This is a genomic window from Candidatus Contendobacter odensis Run_B_J11 (assembly GCF_000531125.1).
Lineage (GTDB): Bacteria > Pseudomonadota > Gammaproteobacteria > Competibacterales > Competibacteraceae > Contendibacter > Contendibacter odensensis.
Window position 1 is genome coordinate 1 of record NZ_CBTK010000118.1, and the last position, 1,547, is coordinate 1,547.

General features: G+C 42.0%; 1 protein-coding gene. It reads left to right on the forward strand.

The features are described 5' to 3' along the window. Nucleotides 1-366 precede the first annotated feature (366 nt). The gene (locus tag BN874_RS09365; RefSeq protein WP_154724836.1) at nt 367-1,368 is read left to right on the forward strand and encodes an ISL3 family transposase; all 1,002 of its coding nucleotides are present in this window, start codon (nt 367-369) and stop codon (nt 1,366-1,368) included. Nucleotides 1,369-1,547: the final 179 nt, after the last annotated feature.

The window sequence follows — 1,547 nt, forward strand, 5'->3', positions numbered from 1 at the left end:
TCGGTCTCCGGTCGCTCGGGTGATCAACGAACCGGGAGCCTGCCTTTTTTCACATCTTTTTCGGTTCTTCGAGGGTTGTTGTGGAGTCGAGTGCGGGCATGTATCATTTAAGTACATCGAATTATCTTTGATCCGTTTTTATCGTTAAAGTCAAAGTGAAATGAGAGGGTGACTCCGATGACAGAATCAGAAATTTTTGAGTCGATTTTAGGGATTAAGGAAATCCAAGTGGATCGAGTTGAATGGCAAGATCAAAGTTTTCATATTTACTGTAGTTCTGTTTTTTCTGAAGCGATTTGTCCGAATTGTTTGAACAAAAGACAGGTCATTAACCAGACCTATGAGCGGCAGTTTCGAGATTGATCGATCACGGGTAAAGAGGTCTATTTGCATTTACAACAGCGGCAGTTTTATTGCCCAGAGTGTGATCGATATTTTAACGAACCTTTTAGTTTTGTTGATCCGAAACGGACCATGACCCGCCGTTATGAACGCTCTGTTTATGAATGCTGTAAAGCCAGCACGATCCTCAAAATCAGTGTCCAGGAGAATCTGGTTTGGTCTACAGTGAATGACGTTTTTCAGCGTGGCGGGCGGAAAGAAATTGATGCGCGCCCTCTCGTTAAAGTCAGAGTCATCGGCATGGATGAAATTGCGATCAAAAAAGGACATCGTGATGATGCAACCGTGATTGTTGATTTAGAACATGTTGAAATAATTGATATTTTATATTATCGCGACCAGAATAGGCTAATTGAATATTTTCAAAATCGTGGAACAACGTGGTGTGAAACTATTGAAGTATTCTGCTCGGATATGTGGCAAGGATTTATCAATACGGCCAAGGCCGTATTTCCGAATGCCACGCTCGTCGTCGATCGGTTTCACTTTTTTAGTCATCTGAATAAAGCCCTCGATCATCAACGTAAAAGTTTGCGTAGGCAATTCAAGGATCACGAGGAATTCAAGCGCCTTAAATGGGTCCTTCTCAAAAATGCTGAAGATCTATCTGAAGAACAGAAAAAGAAACTCGCCCTTGCTTTTTTGATCGCCCCTCAATTGAAGATGTTCTACGAACAGAAAGAAAAATTCCGTTCAATTTTCAATCAGCATCTGACTAAAGAAGCGGGTGAAATCGCACTCAATCAATGGATAGAAGAAGCTAGGGCTATGAACAATCAACATCTGAATAAATTTCTCTATACGCTCAATCACTGGAAGGATTGTATACTGAACTATTTTACCCATCGCTTCACGACGAGTATTATTGAGGGAATTAACAACTCCATAAAAACAGTGAAACGCATGGGCTACGGCTTTCGCAACTTCGCCAACTTTAAGCAACGGGTGTTGATGTATTTTGCCTAGCTCCACAACAACCCTCGAAGAACCGTTTTTACAGGAGCAAATGGCAAAGGTTCGATCCTTCTTTCAACTCCCAGATACTCAATATGCCGCTCTTCAAGAGTCCATTGCATAATAATGTATGGTAACTACCTACCCTCCCCGACATCCACTATTCTGACACTATGCCCGAGTTGACCCGC